Annotated in this window: 12 protein-coding genes; 5 read left to right on the top strand and 7 right to left on the bottom strand. The window is 72.6% G+C overall.

All coding sequences use genetic code 11. The features are described from left to right. Positions 1-19: 19 nt before the first annotated feature. The 3 genes from BLV96_RS34895 to BLV96_RS34905 are packed head-to-tail and all read right to left on the bottom strand — an operon-like array spanning position 20 to position 2,917. Positions 20-766 (bottom strand): SDR family NAD(P)-dependent oxidoreductase, encoded by a 747-nt coding sequence (locus BLV96_RS34895; protein ID WP_086674964.1) that lies wholly within the window; start codon positions 764-766, stop codon positions 20-22. Further along, a complete protein-coding gene (locus BLV96_RS34900; RefSeq protein ID WP_086674963.1) occupies positions 759-2,063 on the bottom strand; it encodes an enolase C-terminal domain-like protein in 1,305 nt (434 codons plus the stop codon). The genes BLV96_RS34895 and BLV96_RS34900 overlap by 8 nt, the downstream gene beginning before the upstream one ends. A gap of 2 nt (positions 2,064-2,065) precedes the next feature. Further along, positions 2,066-2,917, bottom strand: coding sequence for a fumarylacetoacetate hydrolase family protein (locus tag BLV96_RS34905; protein ID WP_086674962.1), 852 nt, complete (start codon positions 2,915-2,917; stop codon positions 2,066-2,068). A 205-nt stretch (positions 2,918-3,122) separates the two neighbouring features. On the opposite strand from BLV96_RS34905, the gene BLV96_RS34910 reads away from it, so the two are divergent. Continuing rightward, entirely contained in the window at positions 3,123-4,340 is a 1,218-nt protein-coding gene (locus BLV96_RS34910; RefSeq protein WP_086674961.1) for a multidrug effflux MFS transporter, read from the top strand. Here BLV96_RS34910 and BLV96_RS34915 read toward each other — a convergent pair. Next, on the bottom strand, positions 4,309-5,532 hold the full coding sequence (locus BLV96_RS34915; protein WP_086674960.1) for an NAD(P)/FAD-dependent oxidoreductase: 1,224 nt from the start codon (positions 5,530-5,532) through the stop codon (positions 4,309-4,311). The genes BLV96_RS34910 and BLV96_RS34915 overlap by 32 nt on opposite strands. Positions 5,533-5,739: 207 nt before the next feature. Between BLV96_RS34915 and BLV96_RS34920 the strand changes: the two genes are divergently transcribed. From BLV96_RS34920 to BLV96_RS34930, 3 genes are all read left to right on the top strand, one after another. Next, positions 5,740-5,943 (top strand): hypothetical protein, encoded by a 204-nt coding sequence (locus tag BLV96_RS34920; protein ID WP_086674959.1) that lies wholly within the window; start codon positions 5,740-5,742, stop codon positions 5,941-5,943. A 59-nt stretch (positions 5,944-6,002) separates the two neighbouring features. Beyond that, complete coding sequence (locus tag BLV96_RS34925) at positions 6,003-7,982, top strand: SDR family oxidoreductase (RefSeq protein ID WP_086674958.1); 1,980 nt, start codon at positions 6,003-6,005, stop codon at positions 7,980-7,982. 373 nt (positions 7,983-8,355) lie between these two features. After that, entirely contained in the window at positions 8,356-10,137 is a 1,782-nt protein-coding gene (locus tag BLV96_RS34930) for a hypothetical protein (protein WP_086674957.1), read from the top strand. Here the strand turns inward: BLV96_RS34930 and BLV96_RS34935 are convergent. Both BLV96_RS34935 and BLV96_RS34940 read right to left on the bottom strand, forming a co-directional pair. After that, positions 10,134-11,258 (bottom strand): FAD-dependent oxidoreductase, encoded by a 1,125-nt coding sequence (locus BLV96_RS34935; protein WP_086674956.1) that lies wholly within the window; start codon positions 11,256-11,258, stop codon positions 10,134-10,136. The genes BLV96_RS34930 and BLV96_RS34935 overlap by 4 nt on opposite strands. A gap of 95 nt (positions 11,259-11,353) precedes the next feature. Beyond that, positions 11,354-12,676 (bottom strand): aminotransferase-like domain-containing protein, encoded by a 1,323-nt coding sequence (locus BLV96_RS34940; RefSeq protein WP_086674955.1) that lies wholly within the window; start codon positions 12,674-12,676, stop codon positions 11,354-11,356. Positions 12,677-12,738: 62 nt separating this feature from the next. On the opposite strand from BLV96_RS34940, the gene BLV96_RS34945 reads away from it, so the two are divergent. After that, positions 12,739-13,395, top strand: coding sequence for an O-methyltransferase (locus BLV96_RS34945; RefSeq protein WP_086674954.1), 657 nt, complete (start codon positions 12,739-12,741; stop codon positions 13,393-13,395). Position 13,396: 1 nt separating this feature from the next. Here the strand turns inward: BLV96_RS34945 and BLV96_RS34950 are convergent, their stop codons facing one another. Continuing rightward, positions 13,397-15,310 carry a transglycosylase domain-containing protein gene (locus tag BLV96_RS34950; protein WP_086674953.1) on the bottom strand — a complete coding sequence of 638 codons (1,914 nt, stop codon included), beginning with the start codon at positions 15,308-15,310 and terminating at the stop codon, positions 13,397-13,399. Positions 15,311-15,351: the final 41 nt, after the last annotated feature.

The following is a 15,351-nucleotide window of genomic DNA, read 5'->3' on the forward strand; positions in this document are numbered from 1 at the left end:
GACAGCGGAAAGTCTTGTTTCAGTCGTGGTGAACGGGACCGCGCGGGCGCAGGCCGTACATGCCACCGTCGACCGCGAGCGCGGTGCCGGTGGTCGAGGCGGAAAGGGGACTCGCGAGGTAGACGACGGCGTTCGCGACCTCCTCGGCGGTGACCAGCCGGCCCATGGGCTGGCGCGCCGCGAGGGCCGCGCGTTCGGCCGCCGGGTCGGCGGCGGAGTCGAGCAGCCGGCCCACCCAGGGGGTGTCCGCCGTGCCCGGGCACACGCAGTTGACGCGGATCCGGTCCGGCAGGTGGTCGGTCGCCATGGCCAGGGTCAGCGAGAGCACCGCGCCCTTGCTGGCCGAGTAGAGCGCGCGGTTGGGCAGGCCGGCCCAGGCCGCGATGGAGCAGGTGTTGACGATCGCCGCGGACGGCGAGTTCCTGAGGTGCGGCAGCGCGGCCCGGGCGAGCCGGACCATGCCGACGACGTTGACGTCGAACACGCGGTGCCATTCGTCGTCGTCGTTGGCGGTGACGTCGCCCTGCGCGCCGATCCCGGCGTTGTTGACCAGGATGTCGAGGCGCCCGAAGCGTTCCACGACGGCGTCGATCGCCGCGCGGACTTCGCTGTCGGAGGAGACGTCGCAGCGGATGCCGTCGTCGCCCGGCTTGAGGTCCAGCGCCACCACCTGGGCGCCGCGCGCGGCCAGCAGGTCCGCGGTGGCCTTGCCGATGCCCGAGGCGCCTCCGGTGACGGCGGCCACCAGGCCCTCGAATTCACTCACTTGCGGTCTCCGTCCACTCGGGACCGTCCGGGAACCGGAACCGGCGCAGCGTGGCGTCGTGCATGCGCGCGGAGAACCCGGGGGCGGTCGGGGCCAGGTAGCGGCCGCGCTCGACGACGGCCGGGTCGGTGAAGTGCTCGTGCAGGTGGTCGACCCACTCGATCGAGCGGTCCGCGTCGGTGCCGGACACCGCCACGAAGTCGAACATCGACAGGTGCCGGACGAGCTCGCAGAGCCCGACACCCCCGGCGTGCGGGCACACCGGGACGCCGAACTTGGCGGCCAGCAACAGGATCGCCAGGTTCTCGTTGAACCCGCCGACGCGCGCGGCGTCCAGCTGCAGCACCGAAATTGCGTCCGCCTGCAGCAGCTGCTTGAAGATCACGCGGTTCTGGACGTGCTCACCGGTCGCCACGCGAATCGGCGCAAGCGCTTTCGCGATCGCCGCGTGGCCGAGGACGTCGTCCGGGGAGGTCGGCTCCTCGATCCAGTACGGGTCGTACGGCGCGAGTTCGGTCATCCAGTCGACCGCGGCCTGGACGTCCCAGCGCTGGTTGGCGTCGACGGCGATCCGGACGTCCGGCCCAACGGTTTCGCGGGCGAGCTTCATGCGCCGGACGTCGTCCTCGAGGTTGCCGCCGACCTTCAGCTTGATCATCTCGAAGCCGTCCGCGACGGCCTGTTCGGCCAGCCGGACGAGCTTCGCGTCGGCGTACCCGAGCCAGCCGGGAGACGTGCTGTAGGCGCGGTAGCCGTGGGCTTCGAGCTGCTTCACGCGCTCGGCGCGACCGGGTTCCGCGCGCCGCAGGATGTCCAGGGCCTCGGCCTCGGTGAGCGCGTCGGACAGGTACCGGAAGTCGACCAGGGACACCAGTTCTTCGGGTGTCATGCGCGCCGCGAACTGCCAGACCGGCAGGTTCGCCCGGCGGGCGGCGAGGTCCCAGGCGGCGTTGACGATCGCGCCGACGGCCATGTGCGCGACACCCTTTTCCGGGCCCAGCCAGCGGAACTGCGAGTCGCCGACGAGCGTGCGGGACAGCTCGCCGAGCGTGGCCGCGTCCTCGGGGACGTCCCGGCCGACGACGTGCGGGGCGAGCGCGCGGATCGCGGCGGCCTGGACGTCGTTGCCGCGGCCGATGGTGAACGCGAGGCCGTAGCCGTCCGGGCCGCCGTCGGTGTGCAGCACGACGTAGGCGGCCGAGTAGTCCGGGTCGGGGTTCATCGCGTCCGAGCCGTCCAGGTCCTTCGACGTCGGGAACCGGACGTCGAGGACCTCCATGCCGGTGATCTTCGCCATGGTCAGGCCTGCCTCGCGACCTGGCGCTGCCGGCCGAGCCCGTCGATCTCGAGCTCGACGACGTCGCCGTCGCGCAGGTACGGCTTCGGGTCGGGCTGCCCGAGCGCGACGCCTTCGGGCGTGCCGGTGTTGATCAGGTCGCCGGGCCGCAGCACCATCACCTGGCTCAGGTGGTGGATGATTTCGGCGACGCTGAAGATCATGTCCTTGGTGGACGAGTCCTGCTTCTTCTCGCCGTTGATCCACAGGCGCAGGCCGAGGTCCTGCGGGTCGGGCACCTCGCCGGCCGGGACGAGCGCCGGGCCGAGCGGGTTGAAGTTCTCGCACGACTTGCCCTTGTCCCACTGGGCGGTGCGGAACTGCAGCGCGCGCTCGGAGACGTCGTTGGAGACGACGTAGCCGGCGACGTACTCCAGGGCCTCCTCGACGCTGTCGAGGTAGCGGGCGGTCTTGCCGATGACGACGCCGAGCTCGACCTCCCAGTCGGTGCTCGTGGAGCCGCGCGGGATGAGGACGTCGTCGCCGGGGCCGACCACGACGTCCGGCGCCTTCATGAAGACGACGGGCTCGGTGGGCGGCGTCGCGCCGGTTTCTTCGGCGTGGCGCCGGTAGTTCATGCCGATGCAGACGACCTTGCCGGGCTGGGCGATCGGCGAGCCGACGCGCAGTCCCCCGACGTCGGCCTTCGGCAGCTCCCCGGCGGCGAGCGCGGCGGCCACGCGGGCGACGCCGCCGGTGGCGAGGAACCCGCCGTCGACGTCGGCGGTCAGCCCGCCCAGCTCGTAGGCCGTACCGTCGTCGGCACGCACGAACGGACGCTCACTTCCCGGTTCCCCGAGACGCACAAGCTGCACGGATTTTCCCTTCACCCGCCCGACCAGACATCCGATGTATATCGCAGCCGGTTCGCTCGATCCAGAGCTGACGCCCAATCGGTCGGAAAATTGATCGGATCAGTACCGGTTCAGTGCTCGTTTGAGCACGGCGTGTCACCGATCACAGCCCGGAATAGCGCAGGTCATCGCGTCGCTGGTCGGAAGCGGGACCGACAGGAGGCGCATGACCACCACGGCGGAACGTACCGCGCCGAGCAGGCGGGCGCAGCTGAAGTTCGTCCTCATCCTGGGCGGTCTGTCGGCGTTCGGGCCGCTGTCGATCGACATGTACCTGCCCGCGCTCCCGCGGATGGCGGCCGACCTGCACGCGGCGGACACGACGGTCCAGTTCACGCTCAGCGCGTTCATCGTCGGCCTGGCGCTGGGCCAGCTGGTGATCGGACCGCTGTCGGACGCCCTGGGCCGCCGTGGCCCCTTGCTGGTGGGGCTCGTGCTCTACGTCGTGGGGTCGGTGCTGTGCGCGGTGAGCCCGGACGCGTGGCTGCTGGTGGCGGCGCGGCTGGTGCAGGCGGTCGGCGCGGCGGCCGGCATCGTGATCGCCCGCGCCACGGTCCGCGACCTGTTCGACGGCACGGCGATGACGAAGTTCTTCTCGACGTTGATGCTGGTCAGCGGGCTGGCCCCGATCCTGGCGCCGCTGATCGGCGGGCAGCTGCTGAACTGGACGTCGTGGCGCGGGGTGTTCGTGGTCCTGACGGCGTTCGGGGCGCTGCTGCTGGCCGTGGTCGTGTTCTTCCTGCCGGAGCCTTCCGGCTCGCGCTCGCCGGCGCGGCTCGGCCAGGGGATGCGGACCTATGGGCGGCTGGCGCTGGACCGGTCGTTCGCGGGGTACGCGCTGGCGTCCGGGCTGCTGTTCGCGTCGATGTTCGCCTACATCTCGGGCTCGTCGTTCGCGCTGCAGGGCGTGTACGGGTTGAGCCCGCAGGCGTACAGCGTGGTGTTCGGGGTGAACGGCGTCGGCATCGTGCTGGCGGGCCAGCTCAACGGGCGGCTCGTGGGGCGGGTGCCCGAGCGCGTCCTGCTGCTTTCGGGGTTGCTGCTGGGGGTTCTCGGCGGGGCCGCTGTGCTGGCTTCGGCTTTCTTTCGCGCGCCGCTGGCCTTCCTGCTGGTGTCGTTGTTCTTGCTGGTGTCCAGCATCGGGCTGGTGATGCCGAACGCGAGTTCGCTGGCGCTGGCGTCCCACGCGCGGTCGGCGGGGGCGGCGTCGGCGTTGCTGGGGGTGCTGCAGTTCGTGGTGGGCGCGGCGGCGACGCCACTGGTGGGGCTCGGCGGTCCGGGGACGGCGGTGCCGATGGCCGCGACCATGGCGGGCTTCGCGCTGCTGGCACTCGTGGCTTTCCTCGTCCTGGCTAGGCCAGCGACGCCAGATCCGCCGTCTTGAGCTGCTCCGCCGTCACCTTCGCGCGGCCGTCCACCAAGGCTCCCAACGCATCCCCGTCGTCCCACATGTTCACGTTCATCGCCGCCGCCACTTCGCCGTCGCGCAGCCAGAACGCCGTGAACTCCCGGGTGGCCAGCTCTCCGCGGACCACCAGCTCGTCCGACGCCGGGTCCGCCAGGCCCCGGTACTCGCAGCCCAGGTCGTACTGGTCGGTGAAGAAGTACGGCGACCCCAGGAACGGCTCGTTCTCCCCCAGCAGGTTCTGCGCCACGTGCGCGCCCTGGTCCTTCGCGTTCGCCCAGTGCTCCACGCGGATCCGGCGCCCGTAGCGAGGGTGGAAGTGCGCCGCGATGTCGCCCACCGCGTACACGTCCGGGGCCGCCGTGCGCAGGCCCGCGTCCACGCACACCCCGCCGTCGTCGGACAGTTCCAGGCCCGCCGCGTGGGCCAGCTCGACCCGGGGTGCCGCGCCGACCGCGATCAGGACCACGTCCGCCGTGATCTCGTCGCCGCTGCCCAGCCGGACCCCGCGGACGCCGTCCGGGCCGCCCGTGATCTCCGCGACCTGCTCACCCAGGCGGTAGTGCACGCCGTTCGAGACGTGCAGGTCCCGGAACACCCCGCCGACCGTCTCGCCGACGACGTTCGCCAGCGGGACCGGTACCGGGTCCACGACCGTCACGTCCGCGTTGTGCGTCCGGGCGGCCGCCGCGGCTTCCGAGCCGATCCAGCCGGCGCCGACGATCACCACGCGCTCCGCTTCGGCGAACGCCGAGCGCAGCTTGAGCGAGTCGTCGAGGCTGCGCAGCGTGTACAGCCCGGGCAGGTCGCCGCCGGGCACCGGGAGCGACCGCGGGCGCGAGCCGGTCGCCAGGACCAGGCGGTCGTAGCGGTGTTCGCCGCCCGCGTCGTCCAGGACCAGGCGGGCGCCCAGCTCGATCCGGGTCGCCGTGACGCCGGCGGTGAACCGGATGTCCTTCTCCGCGTAGAACTTCTCTTCGTGCACCCAGTCGGGTTCGTCGCCGTTGCCGAGCAGGACGCCCTTCGACAGCGCCGGCAGCTCGTACGGCCGGTGCGGGTCGGACCCCATCAGCAGGACTTCCCCGCTGTAACCGCGTTCGCGCAACGCGGCCGCGGCGGACGCGCCACCCAGGCCCGCTCCGACGATGACGATCTTCCGCGGCTCCGACATCAGCTGACCTCCCACGACGACGAGACGGTGCGGACGGTACTCCCGAACGGCCGTCGCCACGACCGGGCGATACGCCGGAAATCCGCGAAGCGCAAGGCAAAACCCGCGAGTAGGCAGATCGGGTGAACCGGCGTCATAGCGCCTCCGCGCCGCGCTCCCCTCTTCGCACGGAGCACGACCACGAGGAGAAAACGGAGGGCGGCGACCATGAGTCGGGGCGAATGGTCGGTCGGCTGCCGGGATCTGGCCGGCAGGCGCAGGGACGTGACGGTGTTCGTCAGCAACGACAAGGTGGTGCTGGTCGCGCCGCCGGGTGAAGCGGCCGTACTGGGCCCGCTCGACGTCGGACGGCTGCGGGCCGCCCTGCGCGACGCCGTCGTCGCGACGGCCGACGACCAATTGGAAAGCTGACAACTACCGTTCCTACTTTCCAGTAGGTTAGAGTCGGTCCCCTACCGAAGGGACCGGCCATGACGACCTACTTCGTGACGGGCGCGACGGGCTTCATCGGCAAACGCCTGGTCGCCCGCCTGCTGCGGCGGCCGGAGACGTCCGCCGTGTACGCCTTGGTCCGCGAAACCTCCCGCGAGCGCCTGACCGCCTCGGCCGCGGCCTGGCCGGGCGCGGAGAAGCTGCACCCGGTGGTCGGCGACCTCGCCGAACCGCGGCTCGGCGCGGATCCCGCGGAGTTGCCGCACCTCGACCACGTCGTCCACCTCGGCGCGATCTACGACCTCACCGCGGACGAGGAGGCCAACCGGCGCGCCAACGTCGAGGGCACCCGGCACCTGCTGGCCTTCGCCGCCGCGGCCGGGGCGGGGCTGGTGCACCACGTGTCGTCGATCGCCGTCGCGGGCGACCACGCGGGGCGGTTCACCGAGGCCGACTTCGACCTCGGGCAGCACTTCTCCTCGCCGTACCACGCGACGAAGTTCCAGGCCGAGAAGCTCGTCCGCGAACAGGCGCTGCCCTTCCGCGTCTACCGGCCCTCGGCCGTCGTCGGCGACTCGCGCACCGGCGAGATGGACAAGGTCGACGGCCCGTACTTCTTCCTGCCCGCCATCTCGCGGCTGGCGGCCCTGCCTGCGCGGCTGCCGCTGGCCGCCCCCGACCTGGGCGCGACGAACCTGGTGCCGGTCGACTACGTCGTCGAGGCGATGGAGTTCCTGATGCACCGGGACGCGCCGTCCGGGGCGACGTACCACCTCGCCGCCGCGCGGCCGCAGCCGCTCAACTCCGTCTACAACGCCTTCGCGCGCGCCGCCGGTGGTCCGACGATCCGGGCCGTGCTGCCCGCGCGGCCGTCCGGCGTGGTGCGACGGCTGGGGACGCGGCTCGCGCACGCAGCGGCGAACGGCGTCGACCGCGTGCCCGGCGGCCGGGCCACCCGCGCCGCCGTCCTGGACGAGCTCGGCATCCCCCTGGACGTGCTGCCGCACCTGAGCATGGACGTCGTCTTCGACACCGCGCGGACGACGACCGCGTTGTTCGGCAGCGGGATCGAGCTGCCGGAGCTGCGGGACTACGCGGCGCCGCTCTACCGGTACTGGCAGGCCCACCTCGACCTCGACCGCGCGCGGCGGCAGCACGGGCTGGCCGGGCGGACGGTGCTGATCACCGGCGCGTCGTCGGGGATCGGCCGGGCGTCGGCGCTGGCCGTGGCGCGCAAGGGCGCGAAGGTGATCCTGGTGGCGCGGCGGGAATCGGAGCTGGCCGAGGTCCGCGACGAGATCACCGCGGCCGGCGGGGTCGCGGCGGCCCACCCCTGCGACCTCACCGACGGCGACGCCGTCGACGCGCTGGTCAAGGACGTCCTCGGCGAGCACGGCGCGGTCGACATGCTGGTCAACAACGCCGGCCGGTCGATCCGGCGCTCGGTCGCGCTGTCCACCGAACGCTTCCACGACTTCGAGCGCACGATGGCCATCAACTACTTCGGGCCGGTGCGGCTGATCCTCGGGTTCCTGCCGTCGATGGCCGCGCGGCGGTTCGGCCACGTCGTCAACGTGACGACCCAGGGCCTGCAGACCGACACCCCGCGGTTCTCGGCCTACCTGGCGTCGAAGGCCGCTCTGGAGGAGTTCGGGCTGACAGCCGGGCGCGAGACGCTCTCCGACGGCGTCACGTTCACCTCGGTCCGGATGCCCCTGGTGCGGACGCCGATGATCGCACCGACCGGGTACCGCGGCATCCCGTCGAGCAGCCCGGAGCGCGCGGCGGCGCTCGTCGTGAAGGCCCTCGAAGAGCGGCCGGAGATCCTGAGCCTGCCCGAGGGCCGGGCGGCCGAGCTGGCGACGCTCGCCGCGCCGCGGGTGGCGCGGTTCGCCGCGCACCTCGCGTACTCGGCGATGCGCGAGTCCGCGCCCGAGGCCCGCGGCCTGGCCCGCCGGCCCGCGCCGGCGGCCGTCGCGGCGGCGATCACCCGCCTGATCTGGCGCCGTCGTGCTTGATCCCCGCGAATTCCGCGGAAACCCTGGCTCTGCGCACGACGGTACTTCTACCCTCGCGCGAGTCCCGTACACCGGTACGGGCGTGAACTGGGGAGTTCGAAATGCGCGAAATCACCACTGGGGAACGATCCGCCGTCGCCGATGAGACAGCCGCGATAGGCACAGCCCGCCACACGTTCGGCTGAGCCCAAGCGCCCCAATGTGGCCTTGGTTGCGTCAGACGCACCGAAGGCCACATTGGGTGCGTCTCACGCACCGAAGGCCACATTGGGGCGCTTCAGCCCAAGGGCGGGTGGTGCTGTCCATGCCGGTCCCGGGCCCGGCCGCTACCATCGCTTTCCGGGCGTGATCGGGGAGCGGAAGGCGGGCAGGCGTGGACGTGGCGAGTCCTGCGCGCGCCGCCGTGCCGGAACCCGCGGCCGAGGACACTCGCCGCCCGCTGTTGCGGTGGGGCGTGCACGCCGGCTGGGTCCTCGTGCTCGCCCTCGGTACCGAACTGCGCGTCGGCCGGTTCGGGTTCCACCCCTCCGACCAGGGCTTCATCCTCGCCCAGGCCTGGCGCGTCCTGCACGGCGAAGTCCCGCACGCCGACATCATCTCCGCGCGCCCGCTCGGGTCCGCGGTGCTGCACGTCGCCGACTTCGCGCTGCCCATGCCGCTGTTCTTCGGGTCCAGCTTCCTCTCGATGATCGAGATCATCGTCGCCACCATCGCCTTCGCCGCGCTCGTCACGCGCCGCCGCGTTCTCGACTGGGGGCCGGGCATGACGGCGATGGTCGCGGCGGCGTCGCTGATCAACCTCAACGCCTTCCCGCTGATGGCCTGGCACACCGTCGACGGCATCGCGCTCACCGCGTGCGGCGCCTGGGCCCTCGACACCGGTCTCTCCAAGAACCGGGCGCTGGCCCGGCGCGGTGGGCTCGCGCTGCTCGGCTGCGCGGTCTTCGTCAAGCAGAGCTTCGTGCTGGCCGCGGTGATCGGCGTCGTCTGGCTGCTGCTGCACCCGGCCACCCGCGCGGGCACCCGCCGCGTGCTCCGGTTCGTCCTCGACCTCCTCGCGCTCGGTGCGCCCGGGCTGCTGTACGTCGCCTGGGTCAGCCTCGGCGGCGGGTTCGCCGAGATGGTCGAGCAGCTGACCGGCGGCGTCCCCGCGTACGGCGAACGCCTGCTCGGGCTCTGGCTGGAAGACCCCGAAGCGCTGACCCGCGCGCCCGTGCGGGAGCTGGCCTTCTTCGCCGCGATCGCCGTGGTGCTGCTGGCCGTCCGGCTGCCGGGTGACCGGCTCGGCGCGGCCGGGCGGATCGCGTCCTGGGTGCTGGTGCTCGCCGGCGCCGCCGCGGTCGTCTGGACGGTCGTCGACGGCCGGTTCACCGGCTCCTCGCGCTGGGCCGACGTCCTGTGGTGGATCGTCGCGGTGAGCGTGCCGGTCAACGCGGCCGTCACGCGCAAGGTGCCCTGGGCCGGACTGCTCGTGCTCGCCACCGGGTTCATGACCAGCCTGTCCTGGGGCAACGACACGCCGACGCTGCTCACCGGCACCCTCGCCCTGACCGCGTTGCTGCTGCTGAGCCACGTCGTCCCGCCGCGGCCGCGGCTCGCGCGCCGCTGGGTGACCGCGACGGCGGGCCTGACCGCGGTGGCGGTCTGCGGCTGGGTCGTCGTCGCCCGCCACGACCAGGCCGCCTACCTCGATCTCGGCCACGACCGGCTGACCGAGGACCTCGGCGACGTCACCCCGGCGATGGCCGGCATCCGCACCAACCCCTCGACGCACACGTTCGTCCGCCAGATCCGCGGCTGCCTGGACCGCTTCCCGGCGGCGAAGACGGCGATCCTGCCGGACAGCCCGTTCGCCTACCCCGCGTTCGGCCTGCGGAACCCGTTCCCGCTCGAATGGCCGCTGCCGCTGGAGATCGTCGGCGACGCGCCCGAGCGCATGCTCGCGACGGCCGACGAGCTGAACCGCGAAGGCGGCTACCTGGTGCTGTTCGAGACGGACTCGATCCGGCAGCTCGCGACGGGCGGCCCGGTGCCGGAGTCGATCCCGGTGGACACACCGGTGTTCGACTACCTCGGCCTGGAGAAGGCGATCCAGGCCCGGCTCACGGGCCGCGCCGTCACGTGCGGCAGCTTCGTCGGGAAGTACGCGCCCTAATTCCCCTCGCCGCGGACCAGTTCCAGCAGGCTCTCCGGGACGTCGTCGCCGAAGAGGCTTTCGAGCAGGACGGCGTCGTCGACCGGGGTCGCGCTGCGGACGAACATGGCCTCCTCGTACTGGTTCAGAGCCGCTTCGACGTCGCCGGGGTGGGCGGCGAGCGCCTGGCCCAGCTCCGCGCCGTCGAGCATGGCCAGGTTGGCGCCTTCACCGTTCGGGGGCGCGAGGTGGGCGGCGTCGCCGACGAGGGTCACGCCCGGCACGCGGTTCCACCGCAGCCCCACCGGCAGCGTGTAGTGCGGACGCAGCACCGGGTCGGTGTCGCCGTCGGTGATCAGCGCCGTCAGCTCCGGGGCCCAGCCGTCGAACTCCTCCGCGATCCGCGCGGCGGCCGCGGCGGGGTCGGTGAAGTCGATGGCCTCGAACCACTCCAGCGGCCGGGAGAGCGCCACGTAGGTGTGCACGGTCTCGCCGCTTTCGCGGTGGGCGTTGATCCCGTCGTCGGGCGAGCCGCCGTGGGCGACCATCGACCCCGTGCCGACCGCCGCCGCGGTGGCCGGGTGCTTCGACTCGACGTCGAACAGGTAGGTCTCGACGAACGCCGTGCCCTCGTACTCCGGGGTCGCGCCGGTGAGCAGCGGCCGGACCTTCGACCACGCGCCGTCGGCGCCGACCAGCAGGTCCGCGACGACGGTGCCGCCGCCGGCGAAGGTCACCTCGTGGCAGCCGTCGTCGAGCGTGCGGACGCCGGTGACCTTGTGTCCCCAGTGGACAGTGCCGTCGGGGAGCGCGTCGAGCAGCATCTGCCGCAGTTCGCCGCGCTGGACCTCGGGGCGGCCGCCGGTGCCGTCGTCGACCTTCTCGTACACCAGGTTCCCGTCCCGGTCGAGGATCCGCATCGCCTGGCGGCCGTCCAGGACGAGACCGCGGAACTCGTCCACCAGGCGGGCGGCTTCGACGGCGAGCTGCCCGTTGTAGTCGTGGATGTCGAGCATCCCGCCCTGCATCCGGGCCATCGGGGAATCCTCGGCCTCGTAGACCGTGACGGGGACGCCGTGGACGTGCAGGACCCGGGCCAGGGTGAGGCCGCCGAGGCCGGCGCCGATGATCGTGACGGTCATGGTTGCTCCTTCGGTTCGTTTCGCGACCACCGAAGAGTGGCGAGGGCGCCTGGTGCGGGCCGCACACCGCACTGGCACCCCGCTGGTACCCGCTGTCAGTCGGCGAGGAGGTCGTCGGGACTGCCGCTCGCCAGGGTCGCCAGGACGTCGAGGGCCGCTTCCAGGGTCGGCACCGGCGGCGCGGACACGGCGAGCCGCACGGCGTTCGGCGCGTGCCCCGGCAGGACCGCGAACGCCGCCGCCGGCAGCAGCGCGATGCCGCGCCGGGCGGCCGCCGCGACGAACGTCTCCGCCCGCCACTGCTCCGGCAGCTCCCACCAGCGGTGGTAGGACGCGGCATCGCCCCGCAGGCCCGGCAGCTTCTCCTCGACGACGGCGGCCCGCTCGGCGGCGTCACGGCGTTTCGCCGCTTCGACCTCGGCGAGGGTGCCGGTCATGATCCACTGGGTCGCCGCTTCGACGGCGAAGCGCGACGCGGCCCACGCACCCGACCGCACCGACGACGCCAGCCGGGGCGTCCACGCCGGCGGCGTCACCAGGAAACCCGCCGTCAAACCGGGGGCGACGCGCTTGGAGAGGCTGTCGACGAACACCGTCCGCGCGTGCGCGTACGCGGCGAACGGCCGGACGTCGTCGCGCAGGAACGTGTAGATGCCGTCCTCGATCACCGGCAGGTCCAGCCGGTTCACGACGTCCGCCAGCTCTTCGCGGCGGCGCTCGGGCATGGTCGTGCCGAGCGGGTTGTGCAGCGTCGGCTGGACGTAGAGCGCGCGGACCGGCCCGGCCGCGGCCAGCGCGGCCGGCACCAGGCCGTGCTCGTCGGTCTCGATCGGCACGAGTTCGACGCCGAGGCGGGCGGCGAGGCCCTTGACCACCGGGTAGGTCAGGGACTCGACCGCGAGCCGCTCCCCCACCGGCACGAACGCGGCGACCGCGGCCGCGATGGCCTGCCGCCCGCTGCCGGTGAACAGGATCGTTCCGGGGTCCGGCCGCCAGTCGCCGCGGGTGAGCAGCGTGGCCGCGGCCTGCCGGGCGGCGGGCGTGCCCGCGGCGCCGATCGGGTGCAGGGCGGCGGTGAGGACGTCGTCGCGCAGCAGGGGTTGCAGTGCCCGGGCGAGCTTCGCGGATTCGCCAGGCAGGACGGCGAAGTTGAGTTCGAGGTCGACGCGCGCGTCCCCGGGTTCGGCGAGCGCGGGTTCCGGCGGCGGCTTCGCGGCCCGGACGAACGTGCCGCGCCCGACCTCGCCGACGGCCAAGCCGCGTCGCACGAGTTCGCCGTAGACACGGGCGGCGGTGGAGCCGGCGATGCCGCGTTGACGTGCGAAGCGCCGCTGCGGCGGGAGGCGGTCGCCGGGCCGGAGCCGGCCGGCTTCGATGTCCGCGGCGAGGGCGTCCGCGACGACGCGGTAGTCGTCCACGGCCCCACCTCCCTTTCCTCCTGGGCATGATCCCAGCCCGCTAGATTGGCGGTGGAGGTGCCATGACCGACAAGACCTGGGCCGAAGTCGACGACTACCTCGCTTCGGCGCTGCTCCCCGCCGACCCGGTGCTCGACGCCGCGCTGGCGGACGCGGATGCCGCCGGGCTGCCGCACATCGCCGTCGCGCCCAACCAGGGCAAGCTGCTGAACCTGCTGGCCCGCCAGGCCGGTGCCCGCTCGATCCTGGAGATCGGCACGCTCGGCGGGTACAGCACGATCTGGCTGGCCCGCGCGCTGCCGACCGGCGGCAAGCTGGTGACCTGCGAATACGAGCCGCGGCACGCCGAAGTCGCGAAGGCCAACCTGGCGCGGGCCGGGTTCGGCGAAGACGTCGTCGACATCCGCGTCGGCGCCGCGCTCGACACGCTGCCGGCGCTGACCGGGCCGTTCGACTTCATCTTCGTCGACGCCGACAAGAACAACCTCGCCAACTACGTGCGCGCGTCGCTGGAGCTGTCGCGGCCGGGCACGACGATCGTCGTCGACAACGTCGTCCGCCAGGGCGGGGTGGCCGACGCCGGGAGCACCGACCCGAACGTCCTGGGCGCGCGCGAGATGTTCGACGTCCTCGCCGCCGAACCGCGGCTGGACGCGACCGCCGTGCAGACCGTGGGCGCCAAGGGGCACGACGGGTTCGTGCTGGCCCTGGTCCGCTGACTCACCGCGGCGGCCGCACCACCGGGGGCGGCCCGACGGCGATCGGCCGGGCCGGCTGTCCCTGCCCGGCTGCGGCCGTGTACCCACGCCAGACGTCGGCCGGGACGACGTCACCGGTGAGCTTCACGCCGTTCGCGTCCTTCAGCAGGCGCTCGTCGTCGGAGCCGATCCAGACCGCGGTCGCCAGTTCCGGCGTGTAGCCGACGGCCCAGGCGTCCTGGAAGTCGGGGCTGTTGCCGTGCTCGGCCTCGCCGGTGCGCAGCGCGGCGCCGGTGCCGTCGGTCAGCGTGCCGGTGACCTCCCGGGCGATGCGGCGGCTCTCGTCGCCGTCTTCGTCGAACGCCGGCCGCGCGGTGTCGGTGTGCTCCCAGACGACCGTGCCGCTGTCGTCCCGCACCTTCGCGACCAGGTGCGGGGTGGTGCGGCGGCCGTCCGCGGCGAACGTCGCGTAGGCGCCCGCCAAGTCCAGCGGCCGCACCGGGTACCGGCCGATCGCGATGCCCGCGCCGATCAGGAAACCGTCCTTCTCGCGCAGGGTCGGCGTGCCGTCGACGGTCTCCGGGATGCCCGCCTGCCGCGCGGTTTCGCTCAGCGCGTCCGGGCCGAGCTTCTTCGCCAGCGCGACGAACGGGCCGTCGGCGTGCGCCCGCATCGCCGTGCGCGGGGTGCACTTCGGGCCGCAGACCTCGGGGTACTTGAACTTCTCGCCGAGGAACTCCTGCTCCTCGGGCGCCGGGACCGGCACGTCCGGGCCGTAGCCGCGGCGCAGGCCGGCGGCGAGCGTGAACGGGTAGAACGCCGAGCCCGCGGCGTGCGGGGTGCTCGCGTAGTCGCGGACGCCCTGGTCGCCGCCCTGGTAGGCGCGGACGGCGCCGGTCTTCGGGTCGATCGAGACCAGCGCGCCGCGGAACTCCTTCGGCTCGCCCTTCAGCCTGTCCTGCAACGCCTTCTTCGCGGCGTCCTGCAGGCCGTGGTCCAGCGTCGTCTCGACGGTCATGTTCCCCTGCTGCAGCCGCGCGAGCGGGAAGCCGTCCTGCTCCAGTTCGGCGAGGACCTCCTGCTTGACGTGGAACTGGTCGTAGGTCAGGCGGCCGGCGCGGGTCTCGGACGGCGACTGGATCTCGGTCCCGGGGTAGGCCATGGGTTCGCCCGGCCGCACGTACCCGCGGGCCACGAGCTTGTCGTGCACGTACTGCCAGCGCCGGGCGGCGTGCGCGTCGCCGGAGGCGGCCGGGTCGTGCACCGACGGCGACTGGATCATCCCGGCGAGGAAGGCCGCTTCGCTCCACGTCATCGAGTCGTCGAGCTTCTTGCCGAAGTAGGCGTTCATCGCCGCGGCGGGCCCGAACGTGCCGCGGCCGAAGGAGATGATGTTGACGTAGCTTTCGAAGATCTGCTCCTTGCTCTGCTCCTGGGTGATCTTCGTGGCCAGCACGAGCTCGGCGAACTTGCGGCCGATCGTGGCGTCGTCGTCGCCGGTGGACTTCTTGATGTACTGCTGGGTGATCCCGGACCCGCCGCCGACGCCGGTGAGGAACGCGCGGCCGATGCCGGTCGGGTCGAAGCCCTGGTTGTCCCAGAACGTCGGGTCTTCGGTGGCGATGATGGCGTCACGCAGTTTCGCGGGCACCTGCGCGTAGGGCACGAAGGTGCGGTCACCGTCGGCCGGGACGACTTTGAGCAGCTCGGAGCCGTCGGAGTAGGTGAGCACGACGGTCTTGTCGAGCCCGGCGAGGACCTCTTGGGGGCTGCGGACGTCGAGCACGAGGTAGGCGACCCAGAAGGCGATCAGCGGGACGCCGACGAGCAGCCCGAAGCTCCAGTACCCGATCCGCCGGATCCGCCGCCACCGCCGGCGGCGCGGGTTGTCCGGCTTCGCGGCTTCTTCGTCGTTTTCCTCGGTCGCCAAGGTCACGAATGGATGACGGCCGGACGGGTGAAGAGGTTCTGTGGAGA

Origin of the sequence: Amycolatopsis pretoriensis, from assembly GCF_900107925.1 — a bacterium.
Lineage (GTDB): Bacteria > Actinomycetota > Actinomycetes > Mycobacteriales > Pseudonocardiaceae > Amycolatopsis > Amycolatopsis pretoriensis.

Excerpts from the sequence above, each read along its gene's own strand:
- BLV96_RS34900 (WP_086674963.1), bottom strand. The coding sequence starts at position 2,063 with ATGGCGAAGATCACCGGCATGGAGGTCCTCGACGTCCGGTTCCCGACG.
- BLV96_RS34910 (WP_086674961.1), top strand. The coding sequence starts at position 3,123 with ATGACCACCACGGCGGAACGTACCGCGCCGAGCAGGCGGGCGCAGCTG.
- BLV96_RS34915 (WP_086674960.1), bottom strand. The coding sequence starts at position 5,532 with ATGTCGGAGCCGCGGAAGATCGTCATCGTCGGAGCGGGCCTGGGTGGC.
- BLV96_RS34920 (WP_086674959.1), top strand. The coding sequence starts at position 5,740 with ATGAGTCGGGGCGAATGGTCGGTCGGCTGCCGGGATCTGGCCGGCAGG.
- BLV96_RS34925 (WP_086674958.1), top strand. The coding sequence starts at position 6,003 with ATGACGACCTACTTCGTGACGGGCGCGACGGGCTTCATCGGCAAACGC.
- BLV96_RS34935 (WP_086674956.1), bottom strand. The coding sequence starts at position 11,258 with ATGACCGTCACGATCATCGGCGCCGGCCTCGGCGGCCTCACCCTGGCC.
- BLV96_RS34945 (WP_086674954.1), top strand. The coding sequence starts at position 12,739 with ATGACCGACAAGACCTGGGCCGAAGTCGACGACTACCTCGCTTCGGCG.